The organism is Cypionkella psychrotolerans (genome assembly GCF_001294535.1).
GTDB lineage: Bacteria > Pseudomonadota > Alphaproteobacteria > Rhodobacterales > Rhodobacteraceae > Cypionkella > Cypionkella psychrotolerans.
Genome location: NZ_LGIC01000009.1, coordinates 1 through 2,337 on the forward strand (window position 1 = coordinate 1; position 2,337 = coordinate 2,337).

At 58.5% G+C, this 2,337-nt stretch carries 2 protein-coding genes; one reads left to right on the forward strand and one right to left on the reverse strand.

The window, feature by feature from the left end; translation table 11 throughout:
- Window positions 1–369: 369 nt before the first annotated feature.
- The gene (locus tag AKV04_RS02705) at window positions 370–1,683 is read right to left on the reverse strand and encodes an NRAMP family divalent metal transporter (protein WP_054004958.1); all 1,314 of its coding nucleotides are present in this window, start codon (window positions 1,681–1,683) and stop codon (window positions 370–372) included.
- Window positions 1,684–2,169: 486 nt separating this feature from the next.
- Between AKV04_RS02705 and AKV04_RS02715 the strand changes: the two genes are divergently transcribed.
- Window positions 2,170–2,337: transposase (locus AKV04_RS02715; RefSeq protein WP_054004960.1), on the forward strand; the 168-nt coding region annotated here is incomplete at its 3' end.

Consider the following 2,337-nt stretch of genomic DNA (forward strand, 5'->3'; position numbering starts at 1 on the left):
GATGATCGGCGACAGGCAGCGAAAGTGAATGCGTCGAGACTGAGGAAAGATGACAAACCGGTCGAACCGGGGATCAGGACACCCCATGGGGTCAAGGCGCCGAGTTGAGCGCGTAATTTTGATTGGGAACTGATCTGCGGACTTCATCTGGGCCAGCGGTTCCGCCGCACACAAAGGCCGTAGACATGACTGCTTTCGGCATAGGCTCGTCAGATTCGCAGCTTGCGCATCAGGGGCCGTCCAGACATGACATCACAGGGCTGCCATGCGCCATTCTTTGGCCGGAAGTTGGCATGCGTTTGGCGTGATCGGAGATTGAACCCTATGGTTTGGCTGGGCAGGCGCTTTGGCAACGTCCGCGTCTCCGCATCAGCCGCCCCATGTCGCTAAGAGGCCGACGGCGGCGGCGGCCATGACCAGAGTAGCAACCCAGCCGACGATCTTCAGACCCGCGTGCAGCTTGAAGTCACCCATCGCGGCGCGATGGCTGGACAAGTGCATCATCGTCGCCATGATGGGCACCGCAACGAGGCCGTTAATCACCGCGCTCCAGAACAGGGCCTTGATCGGATCAATCGGGCTGAAATTGAGCACCACCCCCAACAGCGTCGCCACCGCGATTGCGCCGTAGAATGCCTTGGCCTGCCGGGGCTTGCGCGCGAGCCCGACATTCCAGCCGAACATCTCGCCCAAGGCATAGGCAGACGACCCGGCCAAAACCGGCAAAGCCAGAAGGCCGGTTCCGATGATTCCGGTGGCGAAGACGGCAAAGGCGAATGGCCCGGCAATCGGGCGCAATGCTTCGGCCGCCTGCGCCGAGGTCTGAATATCGGTGATGCCATGCGCGTGCAGGGTCGCCGCTGTGACCAGAATGATGAACAGCGCCGCAAGGTTGGAGAAAGCCATGCCGATGTAAGTGTCGATGCGGATGCGCCGGAACTCAGCCACAGCTTGCTCGGGCGCGCCCGACAGAGGCTTGGAAAGAGGGCGCTCTTCCATCTCTTCAACCTCTTCTTCTGCCTGCCAGAAGAAGAGGTAGGGACTGATGGTGGTGCCCAGAAGAGCCACGATGACCGTCAGTTGCGGTCCGTCGAACGTAATGTGCGGCACCACCAGATTTCGTAACGCCTCGGCCCAGGGCATGTGAACCACAAAGGCCACCCCGACATAGGCAAACAGTGACAACGTCAGCCATTTCAAGATCGAGACATAGCGGGCGTAGCGCGAAAAGACTTCCAGCCAAACGGACAGCACGCCGAAGGCCACCACATAGGCCAAGTCGGGCCCGCCGAGCAGCAGCTTCAGCGCCGCCCCCATCGCGCCGAGGTCGGCGCCGATGTTGATGACATTGGCGATCACCAGCAGGGAAACGATGGAGTAGGTGATCCAGGCCGGGTAGTGCTGCTTCAGGTTCCCCGCCAGCCCGCGCCCGGTGACGCGGCCGATCCGCGCGCTAATCTCCTGAATCGCGCACATCAGCGGCCAGCTGAACAGCATGACCCAGCCGAGCGCAAAGCCGAACTGCGCCCCCGCCTGAGAGTAGGTTGCGATGCCGCTGGGGTCGTCATCCGACGCGCCGGTGATCAAACCGGGCCCCAGCACCTGCAAGAGCTTCGGCCGTTCTGGTTGCTTCACGTCTTCTGGCGACGTCTTTGGGGTGGGCGGAAGGGATGTGCTGGTCATTTGCGCTCTGGCTCCATTGGCGTCGCTTCAGAACGCTTTCAACATTGGCGTGGCCGCCCCAGAAACCGCATACCACGCCGATACTGCCTCAGCCATCCGGGGGGATTACCGATGCAAAGCATCTGCCGTAGACGGCCACGCCTATATTGTCGTCCTTCAAGATAAAGACCTCGCTATCCTTGTCGAGGCAGCAAAGAATACCTTTACGGCTAACCGCTATGATTTGTTGGATCAGAAATTTAAGTTACTCTTTATGTAATACTGGGCACTATTTAATACCCAGTATTACATAAATAAGATCGGTCTATCTTCATACTCCCGCTGATATCAATGGTAGGAGCTCACAACTTATGTGTATTTATTCTTCTAGCTTACCTGTAGATAAATGTACCTACCGCCACCTTGATTGATGGGAGACCCTGACGTTGCCCCCTGCGGCTAATCCAGTTTGAGATAGACTCTGGCCCAACCGAAAGGACCAGAGAGATGAAGCGCAGCAGGTTCACCGAGGATCAGATCATCGGCATTCTGAAAGAGCATGAGACCGGGATTTCTGTGGCCGACCTGTGCCGCAAGCACGGTGTCAGCGATGCGACCGTTTACAAATGGAAGGCCAAGTATGGCGGCATGGATGTCAGCGAGGCAAAGCGGCTG